At 36.0% G+C, this 14,320-nt stretch carries 16 protein-coding genes; 15 read left to right on the top strand and 1 reads right to left on the bottom strand.

All coding sequences use genetic code 11. From position 1 onward, the window contains the following. Window positions 1-33: 33 nt before the first annotated feature. The 15 genes from ABVM53_RS13710 (at window position 34) to ABVM53_RS13640 (ending at window position 13,449) form a co-directional block, all read left to right on the top strand. Window positions 34-594, top strand: a complete 561-nt coding sequence (locus ABVM53_RS13710; protein ID WP_405327099.1) for a YeeE/YedE family protein — start codon at window positions 34-36, stop codon at window positions 592-594. Continuing rightward, window positions 591-1,004, top strand: coding sequence for a DUF6691 family protein (locus ABVM53_RS13705; protein WP_405327096.1), 414 nt, complete (start codon window positions 591-593; stop codon window positions 1,002-1,004). Before ABVM53_RS13710 ends, ABVM53_RS13705 begins: the two co-directional genes overlap by 4 nt. Window positions 1,005-1,163: 159 nt before the next feature. Beyond that, a complete protein-coding gene (udk, locus tag ABVM53_RS13700) occupies window positions 1,164-1,772 on the top strand; it encodes a uridine kinase (RefSeq protein ID WP_371456423.1) in 609 nt (202 codons plus the stop codon). 15 nt (window positions 1,773-1,787) lie between these two features. Further along, entirely contained in the window at window positions 1,788-2,126 is a 339-nt protein-coding gene (locus tag ABVM53_RS13695) for a septum formation initiator family protein (protein ID WP_371456422.1), read from the top strand. Beyond that, a complete protein-coding gene (locus ABVM53_RS13690; RefSeq protein WP_405327092.1) occupies window positions 2,119-3,480 on the top strand; it encodes a methylmalonyl-CoA mutase subunit beta in 1,362 nt (453 codons plus the stop codon). The genes ABVM53_RS13695 and ABVM53_RS13690 overlap by 8 nt, the downstream gene beginning before the upstream one ends. Next, window positions 3,473-5,605, top strand: a complete 2,133-nt coding sequence (gene scpA / locus ABVM53_RS13685) for a methylmalonyl-CoA mutase (protein WP_405327089.1) — start codon at window positions 3,473-3,475, stop codon at window positions 5,603-5,605. The genes ABVM53_RS13690 and scpA overlap by 8 nt, the downstream gene beginning before the upstream one ends. 49 nt (window positions 5,606-5,654) lie before the next feature. Further along, window positions 5,655-6,536 (top strand): SDR family oxidoreductase, encoded by an 882-nt coding sequence (locus tag ABVM53_RS13680; RefSeq protein WP_405327086.1) that lies wholly within the window; start codon window positions 5,655-5,657, stop codon window positions 6,534-6,536. Window positions 6,537-6,756: 220 nt separating this feature from the next. Beyond that, window positions 6,757-7,524 (top strand): ParA family protein, encoded by a 768-nt coding sequence (locus ABVM53_RS13675; protein WP_128757107.1) that lies wholly within the window; start codon window positions 6,757-6,759, stop codon window positions 7,522-7,524. A gap of 2 nt (window positions 7,525-7,526) precedes the next feature. Continuing rightward, on the top strand, window positions 7,527-8,426 hold the full coding sequence (locus ABVM53_RS13670; protein ID WP_371456418.1) for a ParB/RepB/Spo0J family partition protein: 900 nt from the start codon (window positions 7,527-7,529) through the stop codon (window positions 8,424-8,426). Beyond that, window positions 8,416-9,009, top strand: a complete 594-nt coding sequence (locus ABVM53_RS13665) for a DUF5683 domain-containing protein (protein ID WP_405327082.1) — start codon at window positions 8,416-8,418, stop codon at window positions 9,007-9,009. The genes ABVM53_RS13670 and ABVM53_RS13665 overlap by 11 nt, the downstream gene beginning before the upstream one ends. Window positions 9,010-9,012: 3 nt before the next feature. Continuing rightward, entirely contained in the window at window positions 9,013-9,711 is a 699-nt protein-coding gene (gene dapB, locus ABVM53_RS13660) for a 4-hydroxy-tetrahydrodipicolinate reductase (RefSeq protein WP_405327080.1), read from the top strand. 29 nt (window positions 9,712-9,740) lie between these two features. Beyond that, window positions 9,741-11,312 carry a signal peptidase I gene (gene lepB / locus ABVM53_RS13655; RefSeq protein WP_405327077.1) on the top strand — a complete coding sequence of 524 codons (1,572 nt, stop codon included), beginning with the start codon at window positions 9,741-9,743 and terminating at the stop codon, window positions 11,310-11,312. Between the two features lie 131 nt (window positions 11,313-11,443). Then, on the top strand, window positions 11,444-11,896 hold the full coding sequence (locus ABVM53_RS13650; protein ID WP_371456414.1) for a peptidylprolyl isomerase: 453 nt from the start codon (window positions 11,444-11,446) through the stop codon (window positions 11,894-11,896). Window positions 11,897-12,055: 159 nt separating this feature from the next. Continuing rightward, window positions 12,056-12,895: an OmpA family protein gene (locus tag ABVM53_RS13645; protein ID WP_128757112.1), complete on the top strand. Its 840-nt coding sequence runs from the start codon at window positions 12,056-12,058 to the stop codon at window positions 12,893-12,895. 137 nt (window positions 12,896-13,032) lie between these two features. Continuing rightward, window positions 13,033-13,449, top strand: a complete 417-nt coding sequence (locus ABVM53_RS13640) for a hypothetical protein (RefSeq protein ID WP_405327073.1) — start codon at window positions 13,033-13,035, stop codon at window positions 13,447-13,449. A 65-nt stretch (window positions 13,450-13,514) separates the two neighbouring features. Here ABVM53_RS13640 and ABVM53_RS13635 read toward each other — a convergent pair whose 3' ends face one another. Continuing rightward, on the bottom strand, window positions 13,515-14,258 hold the full coding sequence (locus ABVM53_RS13635) for an SDR family oxidoreductase (protein WP_405327070.1): 744 nt from the start codon (window positions 14,256-14,258) through the stop codon (window positions 13,515-13,517). Window positions 14,259-14,320 lie beyond the last annotated feature (62 nt).

The following is a 14,320-nucleotide window of genomic DNA, read 5'->3' as shown; positions in this document are numbered from 1 at the left end:
TTACAATTTGAAATTATTCAAAATATAATCACTATGAATTTAATATATGAACCCTGGCCATGGTATGTTGCTGGTCCGCTCATTGCTCTTACCATGTTTATATTACTATATGTAGGTAAGCAATTTGGTCTGTCTTCAAACTTACGCACGCTCTGTTCTGCGTCAGGCGCTGGTAAAGCTTCAGATTTTTTTAAATTTAATTGGAAAGAAGAGCGCTGGAATTTGATCGTGATGATAGGAGCCGTAATTGGAGGGTTTATTGCCTCTCAATTTATGTCTAACAATACTGTAGAAATTGCACCTTCTGTAGTAGAAACACTAAATGGATATGGTATTTATAGTGCCGGGGAAGCCTATATGCCTACAGAAATTTTCAGCAATGAAGCGCTGTCAAATCCTCTAAACTGGTTGCTTTTAATAACCGGAGGGTTTCTAGTAGGTTTTGGAGCTCGATATGCGGGTGGTTGTACCAGTGGTCACGCAATTTCTGGGTTGAGTAATTTACAGTTGCCATCACTAATTGCTGTAATTGGTTTTTTTGCAGGAGGATTGATTATGATCCATTTTATTTACCCATTAATATTCATATCATGAAAACTATAGTTTATTTACTCATAGGTACCTTTTTCGGAATTATAATGTATAAATCTGAAGCTGCATCTTGGTTTCGTATTTATGAAATGTTTGAATTTGGTTCATTTCATATGTATGGCATTATAGGTTCTGCTTTAGTATTAGGCGTAATTGGTATTCAAATCATTAAGCGTTTTAATATAAAAGCAATTAATGGAAACGAAATGAATCTCAAACCGAAGAATAAAAGCGTAGCTCGATATGCAATTGGCGGCACCTTATTTGGTTTAGGTTGGGCATTGGCAGGAGCTTGCCCGGGACCTATGTACGTGCTAGCAGGAGCGGGATACTTGTCTATTCTAATCGTTATAGCAGGTGCCTTATTAGGTACATTTATCTACGGTATCATAAAACATAAACTGCCACACTAAAACTTTTGGCTATTAGCATTGTCTTCAACAAGCTCATAATTAATATAAAAGCATTTTCAAATCCCTATATGAAGATGCTTTTTTTTGTTCTTAAATAAGCAAATTTTAAGGATATGCTTAGTGGGTTAAGTTTCCTATTTTTGCGGTAAATCATATGTTATGCTTATTATAGGAATCGCCGGTGGTACCGGAAGTGGTAAAACCACTGTTGTTAATCAAATTGTACAAGAATTACCAGAAGGAGAAGTTACCGTTATATCACAGGATTCTTACTACCGCGATAATTCGCATCTGAGCTATGATGAGCGGGTAAAAATAAATTTTGATCACCCTAAGTCTATTGATTTTGAATTGCTTTGTGCGCATCTTGAATCGCTTAGAAGAGGAGAAACAATAGAGCAACCTGTTTATTCCTTCGTAAAGCATAATCGTACTAGTGACAAAGTTATTACGCACCCGCGTAAGGTGGTGATTGTAGAAGGAATTTTGATACTCACGCATCCCGAAATTAGAGATCTATTTGACATTAAAATCTATGTTCACGCAGATTCAGATGAGCGCCTTATACGTAGGCTAAAGCGGGATATAGCAGAACGCGGTCGTGATCTTGAAGAAGTGTTAAGTAGATATCAAACGACACTTAAACCTATGCATCAACAATTTATTGAACCTACTAAAGAATATGCAGATATTATCATACCTTATAATAGGTATAATAATGTAGCGATAGATATTGTGCGTAGTATCATTAATCAACGCTTGGTTTAATTAAATTTATTACCTGTGTCTAAACTCAAAGAACTTCGTCAGAAAAAGTGGTTTCGTGTTCTGGGAAATAAGTATATACTTATTCTTCTCATATTTACGGTATGGATGTTTTTCTTTGATACGAACTCCTGGTTCATTCATAAAGAATTAAATGACGAAATAGAAAAACTAGAGGGTAATAGAGCTTACTTTAAAGAGGAAATTAAAGCAGACAGAGAGCAGATTAATAAATTGAAAGATAGTCTGGAGTTAGAGCGCTTTGCACGTGAAGAATATTTTATGAAACGAGACAAAGAGGAAATCTTTATAATCGAATATGAAGACAGTCTTAAAACTGATACCAATAATGAATAAAAGTTTATTTTCAGAATTTGAACCGGTATCTGCTAAGGCATTTAAGCAGAAAATTCAATACGACTTATCTGGAGCAGATTATAACGAGACTTTATTATGGTCTAGTCCCGAAGGAATACATGTAAAGCCTTTTTATCATCGGGAAGATACTCAACCTGTAAGCATTCCCGGTCATCCAAAAAACTGGTCTATTCTTGAAGAAGTGTATATTTTAAATGCTAAATCTGCTGCCTTAAATGCTTCTTCATTACTTGATAAAGGAGTTGAAGCGCTAAGTTTTAAGGCTGATGCTAAATTTAATATTGAAGATTTACTTAATCACCTTCCGAAGAAAAAACTAACCTTAAATTTTTCATTTAGTTTTCTGGATCCTGATTTTATTAAGTCGCTTTCTATACAAACTCTAGAAATGGGTTATAATTCCCATTTTAATGTTGATATTATTAGCAATCTAGCTCACTCAGGTAACTGGTATATAGATCTTAAATCTGACCATAAAGCATTAGAAAACATTCTTTTAAACACGCATAACGATAACGTTATAGGTGTAGATATGTCTTTATTTCATAATGCGGGAGCTAATTGCATTCAGGAGTTGGCTTATGCCCTAGCCCAGACAAATGAATATTATACCTATCATTCTGAAAATCTGCGCAGTCAAACAATCAATTATAAAGTTGCAATAGGTTCAAATTATTTTTTTGAAATCGCAAAAATAAGAGCACTTCGATTATTACATGCTACTCTAGCCGATGCATATGGTTTAAATGAAAATTGCCACATTATCGCTCAACCGGCTACCCGCAATAAAGTTTTGTATGATTATAATACAAATATGTTACGCACGACTACGGAATGTATGAGCGCAATTCTTGGAGGTGCTGATGCTATTTGTAATCTTGCGTATGATTCAATTTACCACAAATCAAATGAATTTGGGCAACGTATAGCACGTAACCAACTGCTGTTATTAAAACACGAAAGTTATTTTGACCTAGTTTCTAATCCTGCTGATGGCACGTATTATATTGAAACTTTAACGAAGCAATTTGCAGAAAAAGCTCTCGATTTATTTAAAGAGATCGAAGCCGGTGATGGTTTTATAAGCCAACTCATAGCTGGGAAAATTCAAAAGAAGGTCAAGGCTACAGCTTTAAAAGAGCAAGAAGCATTTAATGTGGGCAAAAAAGTGCTAGTAGGTACTAATACATATATAAATTCTGAAGATCGTATGAAAGAAGATCTTGAATTGTACCCATTCTTAAAAATGAATCCTCGCAAAACCCTAATCGAGCCCATCATTCAAAAAAGACTTGCCGAAGAGGTTGAACAAAAAAGATTACAGGATGAATAGAAAAAACCTTCAGAATCTAAGCTTAAAAAATCCTGTGGCTCCAAAAAATCCAGCTACAACTACCGCTTCTACTGCAGAGGAAATAACTCTTAAAAAAGAGTATTCTTCATCAGATCTGGCAAATCTCGAACACCTAAATTTTGCGGCAGGTATTCCGCCATTTTTACGTGGACCTTACAGCACGATGTATGTGCGCAAACCGTGGACCATAAGACAATATGCCGGATTCTCCACCGCCGAAGAAAGCAATGCTTTTTACAGAAGGAATCTAAAGGCCGGTCAAAAAGGACTTTCTGTAGCGTTTGATTTAGCAACACACCGCGGTTACGATAGTGATCACGAGCGTGTAGAAGGTGATGTAGGAAAAGCTGGTGTTGCAATTGACTCTGTAGAAGATATGAAGGTACTCTTTGATCAGATACCACTTGATAAAATGAGTGTTTCAATGACTATGAACGGTGCCGTATTACCTATTATGGCATTTTATATTGTCGCAGCAGAAGAGCAAGGTGTTAAACCTGAATACTTACAAGGCACAATTCAAAATGATATTTTAAAGGAGTTTATGGTACGTAATACCTATATCTACCCACCTACTCCATCAATGCGCATTATCTCAGATATATTTGAATTTGCTTCTAAAAATATGCCCAAATTCAATACGATTTCCATTTCTGGATATCATATGCAAGAAGCTGGTGCGACTGCAGACATTGAGTTAGCTTACACTCTTGCCGATGGTTTAGAATATATTAAAACAGGCTTGGCAGCTGGTATGACCATAGACAGTTTTGCTCCACGTCTCTCCTTCTTTTGGGGAATAGGAATGAATCATTTTATGGAAATTGCAAAAATGCGAGCAGCAAGAATGCTCTGGGCAAAAATCGTAAAACAATTTAATCCTAAAAATGAAAAGTCACTTTCCCTTAGAACGCATTGCCAGACAAGCGGATGGAGTCTCACAGAGCAAGATCCCTTTAATAATGTAGCACGCACAGCAATTGAAGCTACTGCTGCGGTCTTTGGAGGAACTCAAAGCTTACATACTAATGCGCTTGATGAAGCCATCGCATTACCTACAGATTTTTCTGCGCGTATAGCTCGTAATACGCAGATCTATCTTCAAAAAGAAACCGAAATAACACGTACAGTTGATCCGTGGGCAGGTAGTTACTACGTAGAAAAGCTTACTCAAGAAATCGCAGATAAAGCTTGGAAACTCATTGAAGAGGTTGAGGAATTAGGTGGAATGACTAAAGCTATAGAAAAAGGAATTCCTAAACTGCGTATTGAAGAAGCTGCTGCAAAGAAGCAAGCTCGTATAGATAGTGGTCAGGATGTTATTGTAGGTATTAACAAATACGCTTTGGAAACCGAAGATGATATTGTTACACTTGAAGTAGATAATGATGCGGTACGTAAATCTCAATTACAACGATTATCTGAAGTAAAAACATCACGCGATAGTACTTTGGTTGCAAAATCACTGGCAGCCCTTACTGAATCTGCAGAAAAAGGAACCGGAAATTTGCTAAATTTAGCTGTAGATGCAGCTCGTAATCGTGCTACATTAGGTGAAATATCTTCAGCCTTAGAATCGGTATTCGGGAGGTATAAAGCAGAAATTAAATCATTTACAGGGGTGTACAGTAAAGAAGTTAAGAAAGATCCTGCCTTTGAGAAAGCACGGGAACTAGCAAATCATTTTGCTGAATTAGAAGGAAGAAGACCGCGTATAATGATTGCAAAAATGGGTCAGGACGGTCACGATCGAGGCGCAAAAGTAGTTGCTACCGGCTATGCAGACGTAGGTTTTGATGTAGACATAGGTCCATTATTTCAAACGCCTAAAGAAGCTGCAAAACAAGCTGTTGAAAATGATGTGCACATTCTTGGAATAAGTTCGCTGGCTGCAGGGCATAAAACACTCGTTCCCCAGGTGATTGAAGAATTAAAGCGTCTGGATCGTGAAGATATAATGGTTATTGTGGGAGGCGTAATTCCTCGTAAAGATTATCAATTTTTATTTGATACCGGTGCTGTAGCTGTTTTTGGGCCCGGTTCAAAAATTAGTGATGCAGCCATTTCCATACTTAATATCTTGATGCAAAGTTTTGAAGAATAGATAGATCAGCTTTTTAATAAAAAACCTAACACTAAAATTAATCGATACTATGAGCTATACCGATAAAATGTTGCGTGACGATGCATTAAAAGGAAAAACAATAGTTGTTACCGGCGGTGGTAGCGGACTTGGTAAATCGATGACAAAATATTTTTTAGAATTGGGTGCCAATGTTGCTATAAGCTCTCGAGATATTGAGAAACTTAAAACAACTGCAGCAGAACTTTCAAAAGATACCGGCGGATCTTGTTTTCCTGTACAATGTGATGTAAGGGATTATGCTCAAGTAGAAGCAATGCGCGATTCTGTAATTGAAAAATACGGTTCTGTAGATGTGCTATTGAACAATGCAGCCGGGAATTTTATATCTCCTACAGAGCGTCTTTCGGCAAATGCATTTGATGTGGTTATAGATATTGTTCTAAAAGGTAGTAAAAATTGCACATTGGCTTTTGGAAAACAATGGATAGATCAAAAGGAGAAAAATAAAACTATTCTAAATATAGTTACCACCTACGCGTGGACGGGATCTGCCTATGTAGTTCCCAGTGCAACTGCAAAAGCCGGTGTATTGGCAATGACCCGATCCTTGGCTGTAGAATGGGCAAAATATGGAATTCGATCTAACGCAATAGCGCCAGGCCCCTTCCCTACAAAAGGGGCTTGGGAACGATTACTTCCCGGTAATCTTGCTGAAAAATTTGATCTTTCAAAAAAAGTACCCCTACGACGCGTAGGAGATCATCAAGAACTTGCAAACCTTGCGGCGTATCTGGTATCAGACTTTGCTGCTTATGTAAATGGAGAAGTGATTACAATTGACGGTGGTGAGTGGCTAGAAGGTGCCGGCCAGTTTAATCTGCTTCAGGATATTCCTGAAGAATTATGGGATCAACTTGAGGCTGCTGTTAAAGGCAAAAAGTCAGAATAATTTGGTTCAGAATAAAAAAAATATTTCCTAGCTTGATTATAAAAGGATCCATCTATTAAAAAATTGAGCGCTTGCGAATTAGGGTTAGTGGTTGTTTTCTAAACTTTTTAACGCAATGTAAAAATGCATTTTATTCAATATAGAATAAAACCTGTTAACAAAAAGCATTTTAATTGCGGGTTATAAATCGTACTTTCGCTCTTCAATTTTTAAGATTTCTATGGGTAAAATTATAGCTGTTGCTAATCAAAAAGGTGGTGTAGGCAAAACGACCACATCTGTTAACCTTGCGGCATCCCTGGGTGTTTTAGAGAAAAAAGTTCTATTAATTGATGCAGATCCACAAGCCAATGCTACATCGGGCTTAGGTCTTGACGTAGAAAGTATTGAGATAGGTACTTATCAACTATTAGAACATTCTAGCCCTGCAGAAGATGCTATAATGAAGACAGATTCTCCTAATCTGGATATTATACCCGCACATATTGATCTTGTCGCTATAGAAATTGAACTAGTTGATATGGAAGAGCGCGAGTACATGATGCGTAAAGCTATTCGACACTTAAAAGATAGTTACGACTATGTAATTATAGATTGTGCGCCTTCATTAGGACTTCTTACTCTTAATGCGCTAACTGCTTCAGATTCGGTAATAATACCTATACAATGTGAGTATTTTGCATTAGAAGGACTGGGTAAATTATTAAACACCATTAAGAGTGTTCAAAAAATTCATAATTCTGCTTTAGATATTGAGGGTCTATTACTTACGATGTTTGACTCCAGATTACGCTTATCTAATCAAGTTGTTGAAGAAGTTCAAAAGCATTTTGATGAGATGGTTTTTGAAACCATTATACAACGTAATGTGCGATTAAGTGAGGCTCCAAGTTATGGAGAGAGCATTATAAATTATGATGCAGGCAGTAAAGGAGCGGCAAATTACTTAAGTTTGGCAGAAGAGATAATTACAAAAAATAACGCATAACAATGGCTAAAGCATTAAAAAAACAAGCCCTGGGTCGTGGTCTTTCTGCATTGCTAAAAGATCCTGATAACGATATTAATACTGCGGGAGATAAAGGTGCAGATAAGGTAGTAGGTAATATTGTAGAATTAGAACTTGATCAAATTGAGGTCAATCCGTTTCAGCCTAGAAGTAGTTTTAATGAAGATGCTTTAAGAGAGTTAGCTTCATCTATTAGAGAGCTTGGTGTAATACAACCTATTACGGTTAGAAAAATAAGTTTTGGTCAATATCAGCTAGTTTCAGGAGAGCGTCGTTTTAGAGCTTCAAAATTAGTAGGCTTAGAAACCGTACCTGCTTACATACGTATAGCCAATGATCAAGAATCGCTTGAGATGGCTCTTGTTGAAAATATTCAGCGAGAAGATCTTGATCCTATAGAAATTGCACTTTCTTACCAAAGACTTATAGATGAAATAAATCTTACGCAGGAGCAAATGAGCGATCGCGTAGGTAAAAACAGATCTACAATTGCAAATTATTTACGCCTTTTAAAGCTTGATCCTATTATTCAAACCGGGATGCGAGATGGCTTTTTATCTATGGGCCACGGAAGAGCCTTAATTAATATTGAAAGCACATCAGATCAATTAGACATCTATGAAAAAATCATAGAAAACTCTTTATCTGTTAGAGCTACTGAAACCTTAGTTAAAAATTACAAAGAAGGAAAAGGTAAAGCGACTCCTGTTAAAACCACGGTTCCTGAATTTATAAAAGAAGGTAAAGAGAAGTTCGCTTCTTACTTTGGGGCTAAAGTGGATGTAAAAGTTGCTCAAAAGGGCAATGGAAAACTAATAATCCCGTTTTCTTCTCAGGAAGACTTTGAGCGACTTAAAAAACTAATTTCAGGTGCACAATAAACTTACATTAATTGTATTTCTACTTATTAGCAGTTTCAATTTTGCACAAACTGTTGAGGAGAATGAAGAACCTGAAATTATTGCACAGGAAATAGATCCTGTTTTTGAAGAATATGATCCGCTCAGACCAGCTAAGGCAGCTTTCTATTCTGGAATTTTACCTGGTCTTGGACAAGCTTACAATGGCGATTATTGGAAAATACCACTGGTTTACGGTGCTGTAGGTACGGGTGTGGGAATTGCTGTTTATAACCACGATCTTTTTCAAAAATACAGAACGGCATACAAAGACCGAATTGCAGGACGTATCGATGAGTTTACCGTTATTGATGAAGACGGAAATGCAACGCAGATTTTTACTGAAGATCAATTAATAAGTGCTCAAGACTTCTACCGTCGTAATAAAGAACTTTCAATACTTATAACTGCAGGTATTTATGTCCTGCAAATCATTGAAGCAAACGTAGATGCTCATCTCTCACAATATGAGGTTGAAGATCGATTAAGTTTTGCTCCATTTTTTCAGCGCAGTGATTTTGACTTTTCAAATACCGTAGGAATGCGCATAACTTATACTTTTTAAATTATGAAAATTGCCCTTCTTGGTTATGGCCGTATGGGAAAAACCATTGAGAAACTAGCTGTTGAACGCGGACATTCTGTTGTTAAAAAAATTGATCAAGGTGATACTTATGATTTTGCAGATGCAGATGTCGCTATAGACTTCAGTGTTCCTGATGCAGCTGTAGATAATATTAGTATGGCTTTAAAATCTGGTGTACCTGTTGTTTCCGGAACCACAGGTTGGTTAGATCGCTATCCCGAAATGGTTGCCCTTTGTAAAGAAAATAATGGAGCTTTTATATATGCTTCAAACTTTAGTGTAGGCGTGAATATCTTTTTTGAGCTGAATAAAAAGCTGGCTCAAATGATGAAAGCACTTGATAGCTATAATGTAAGTATGACCGAGGTGCATCACATTCATAAATTAGATGCTCCTAGTGGTACGGCAATTACTTTAGCCGAAGGTATCATCGAAGAATCCTCTAAAACAGACTGGATTCTAGATAATGAAGAGTCTGATAAAATTACCATTAAAGCAGTGCGTGAAGCAGAAGTGCCGGGCACTCATACAATTACTTATCAAAGTGATGTAGATGAAATTATGATTGAGCACAAAGCGCATAGTCGTAATGGATTTGCATTAGGCGCTATTATCGCTGCAGAGTGGTTAAAAGACAAAAAAGGGGTACACACAATGAAAGATGTATTAAATCTTTCATAGATATATTTTAGAATTTAAAAAATAAACCGATGACAATGACGCAATGGTTTTTATTCTTTATAGCCGTTCAGGTAATACATTTTCTGGGTACCTGGAAGTTATATAAAAAAGCAGGTCGCCAACCTTGGGAAGCAATTGTACCCGTATACAATGCTGTAATACTTATGAAAATCATAGGTAGACCGTGGTGGTGGACAATTTTACTGTTTATTCCTATCGTAAATTTAATTATGTTTCCGGTTATATGGGTAGAAACTGCACGTAGCTTCGGAAAAAATTCTAATACAGATACTGCACTTGTAATTCTAACTTTAGGTTTTTATCTGTATTATCTCAACTATGCAGCTCCAGTAACTTACAAAACGGATCGATCTTTAGTTCCTAAGAGTTCGTCAGGAGAATGGACAAGTTCAATTCTTTTTGCGGTTGTCGCCGCCACAATTGTGCACACCTATGTGATGCAACCATTTACAATTCCTACAGGTTCTTTAGAGCGTACCTTACTAATAGGAGATTATTTATTTGTAAGTAAATTTCATTATGGTGCCAGAACTCCAATGACCACTGTGAGTTTCCCTATGGTTCACGATACAATTCCCGTATTGGGGATTAAATCCTATTTAGATAAGCCCCAACTCCCCTACTTTAGACTACCCGGCTTTCAAAATATTAAACGTAGTGATATAGTTGTTTTTAGCTGGCCTGTAGATACGGTTAACCGTTTTTACGGTCTTGATGATGGAAAATATTATCAAAAACCTATAGATAAGAAATCTAATTACGTAAAACGCGCTGTAGGTATTCCCGGCGATAGTTTAAAAGTCGTTGACGGTAAGGTATATGTAAATAATAAACCTTTAGAACTTCCAGATCGCGCTCAATTACAATACAGTTATCAAGGAACTTCTAAGGGAAGTGGCTTTAATGCTAAAAACCTTTACGATAGCTATAAAATTGTAAACCTTCAGTTTTTTAACAGCACCCAATTTGCTACTCAGTCTATAACAGATGAGAATGCAGAACGTTTCAGAAATCATCCTAATGTAAGTTCGTTAGAACGCATAATAGCTCCCGCAGATCAAAAAGATCAGTCCATTTTCCCTAAAGGAAATGCAAGTCTTGGAAATCGGGACCAGATTGCATCAGTTTACATTCCGAAGAAAGGCACTTCTACTCCTATTAACGTTGATAACATAGCATTATATAAGCGACTTATTGAAGTTTATGAAGGAACCGAAATGGGACATCCTCAAACTATAAGTATTTCTGGTAATCAGGTCTTACTTGATAATGCTCCTTTAACACAATATACCTTTAAACAAGACTACTACTGGATGATGGGTGACAACCGTCATAACAGTGAAGACAGCCGCTTCTGGGGGTTTGTTCCAGAAAATCACGTGGTAGGTAAACCTGTCTTTATCTGGTTTAGTTGGGATAGTAACGGTAATGGTATAATGGAGAAAATTCGTTTTGAAAGGTTATTTACCACAGTGGGTGGTAATGGACAACCGGTTTCCTATTTCTTATATTTTGTAATTGCGCTTGTTGCTTATTTCGTTATTTCAAAAGTCTTAAAGAACAGGAAGACAAAATCATAATCTTCAATCATTTGAGCTACAAAAGCATCAATCCTACGGGATCTGATGCTTTTTGTTTTCTATATCATAAAAATTCAGAATTTAACATATATTCTTGGGTATTCCTTACGGTGTTTTTTAGATTGTCAACTATGGAAACAACGGATAAAAACATAGAACGTAAAGTAAAAAATAACGATACTGTAGCTGTACATTACACGGGTAAACTGTCTAATGGTCAAATTTTTGACAGCTCTGTAGATAAAGAACCTCTTGAATTTCAAATGGGTCAGGGTCAGATTATACCTGGTTTTGAAAAAGGATTGATGGATATGTCTATCAATGAAAAGAAAAGTGTTACGATTCCTGAAGCTGAAGCTTATGGAGAAGTACGCGAAGACTTATTTCAGGAAGTACCTAAAGCAGACTTACCTCCAGAAATAGATCCACAAGTAGGTATGGGATTAGTTGCTAAAAATCCTGACGGAAGTGAGCGTCAATTGCGTGTTGCTGAAGTGCGTAATGAAAGCATTTTAATTGATGCCAATCACCCACTTGCAGGTCAAGATTTAACTTTTGACCTAGAAGTTGTAGCAATAAAGTAGTAAAAAACATATTCATTTAAAAAGCTCGTAAGCCAAGTGTTTACGAGCTTTTTTTATGTAGCGCTTTCAAAGTTAATTCTGATTTAACATAATTATAGGACTTCAAAAAAAATAAATCAAAATTATAGGGGTTATGCATACCTAACTAAATGAATAATTATGAGAACAATTAATACAGTTGCCCTATTAGGAGTAACTATACTTAGCGTATCGTGTGTATCAAAGAAAAAATATACTGAGCTTCAAGGTCAATATGATAACACTCGAGTAACCCTTACTAAAACACAAGTTGAAAAAGAAGAACTAGAAGCTAAATATAGTGCCATCGAAAATCGAGTTGCAGATTACAATTCTAAGATTAACTCTTTGCGTGATGAAAATTACAATAAGCTTGATCTTGTTGAAAATATTGCAGCCATATCAGAGAGCACTAAAGATAAAATGCGCGCTACTTTAAAGAATGCAAATCAACAGGAATTGTCTGGAGCAAAAACTTTAGAAGATTCAATGAATCTAGCAATATCCTATAACCTAAAGAAAAATCTTGATCAGAATGTAACTTCTGATGAAGATATTCAGGTAGATATTGATGAGACGGTAGTGATGATAAATGTTTCAGATAAATTATTGTTCAATAGTGGAAGCTATCGAGTAAGCAATAAAGCAGATAACTTACTAAAACGACTAGCAGATGTTATTAATTCTGAACCAGCTATTGAGGTAATGGTCGAAGGTCACACCGATGATCAAACTGTAAAAGAAGGCGCATATATTAAAGATAACTGGGAGTTAAGTGTGGAGCGTTCAACTGCAATAATTAGAGAACTACAAGACAAATATGGTGTAGATCCTAAAAAACTTATTGCTGCCGGTCGTAGTAGTTACTTACCGTTAGTAGACAATGCATCAAAAGAAGATAGAGCAAAGAACAGACGTACACGTATTGTTATACTTCCTAATTTAGATAAGTTTTTATCATTAGTAGGAAGCGCTAACTAGAAAATAGATATATTTTATATCACAAAAACCCGCCTTTAAAGGCGGGTTTTTTTATTGAAAAAATTTGAGCAAGTATCCATTTTAAAAATCAAAATACTTAAATTCATTTCTTTAACACACCTAATGAATTTTCCCTTATGCATCTAAAAGATTCCGCGTTTTATAAATTGGTTTTAGAAGAACATAAATTCAATTTTGGAACACTCTACTTTTTTGATTCTATTATTGTTTCTGAAATTAATGAAGGAGTTTTGTTTGATTATCAAATGGCAGAGGAAATTAATGAGCAGAAAAATAAATTTTATACACTATCCAATCAAGATCTTGATTTCATCTCTAATCGGGTGAATAACTATGCGCTCATACCGCAAGATTGGATGAAGTACACTGAGAAATATAACTGCTTTAAATCGTACGTCGTGGTACCTTACAGCAAAACTGCAGCTTCAAATATTGATGTTGAAAAATTCTTTTATAAAAAACCTATAATATCATTAGATAACCTTGTCGAAGCTTTTGATTTTGTAAGCCTGCCGGTTCCTGAAAAAAATTAAAAAATTTAATTTAATTATAAAAAAAGCCCTGCGTTGCAGGGCTTTTTTTTTTTTGAAATCCGTTTCTATAATTCCTGATTTGTGGGTCTTATTAATATTTCATTTACACTACTATGTTCGGGCTGAGTAAGAGCATAGTATATAGAATCTGCAATATCTTGTGCCTGAAGCGGCGTTAAGTCTTCAAATTGAGACATCATATCTTTAACATCCTCATCGGTGATCGTATCGGTCAATTCTGTTGAAACAAAGCCTGGTTCTATTGAGGTTACTTTTGTATTGTATTTTGGTCCCATTTCTAAACGTATACCTTCACTAAGCGCTCGTACAGCATATTTTGTGGCACAATAAACGGCTCCAGCAGGCATAATTTTTCGTCCGGCAACAGATGATATATTTATTATATGTCCAGATTTCTGTTCTTTCATATCCGGTACCACACTGGCAACACCATTTAATACCCCTTTTATGTTTACATCAACCATTTTATCCCATTCATCAACTTTCAAGTTTTCGATAAACGATAGCGGCATTAGGCCCGCATTATTAACAAGTACATCAACTTTACCAAAAGTCTTGTGCGTTTGCTCAATAACATTTTTCCAGTCATCTTTACGGGTTACATCTGCAGTAATCACTAGTGCTTTTCCTCCATCCTTTTCGATAGTATCTTTCAACTCTTTTAATCGATCTGTACGTCTGGCAGTTAAAACTACATTTGCGCCAGCCTTTGCAAGTGTCTTTGCCGTCGCCTCACCTATTCCACTTGAAGCGCCTGTAACTATTATATTTTTATTTTGTAAGCTCATGATATAAATTTTATTTGAGTTACAAATCTATTTAAATGAAGAAGCTCTCGAATTGATTTATG

Source organism: Leeuwenhoekiella sp. LLG6367-2.1 (assembly GCF_045055775.1).
GTDB lineage: Bacteria > Bacteroidota > Bacteroidia > Flavobacteriales > Flavobacteriaceae > Leeuwenhoekiella > Leeuwenhoekiella aequorea.
The sequence above is the reverse complement of the archived record's forward strand: the minus strand, read 5'-3'. Positions and strand labels throughout refer to the sequence as shown.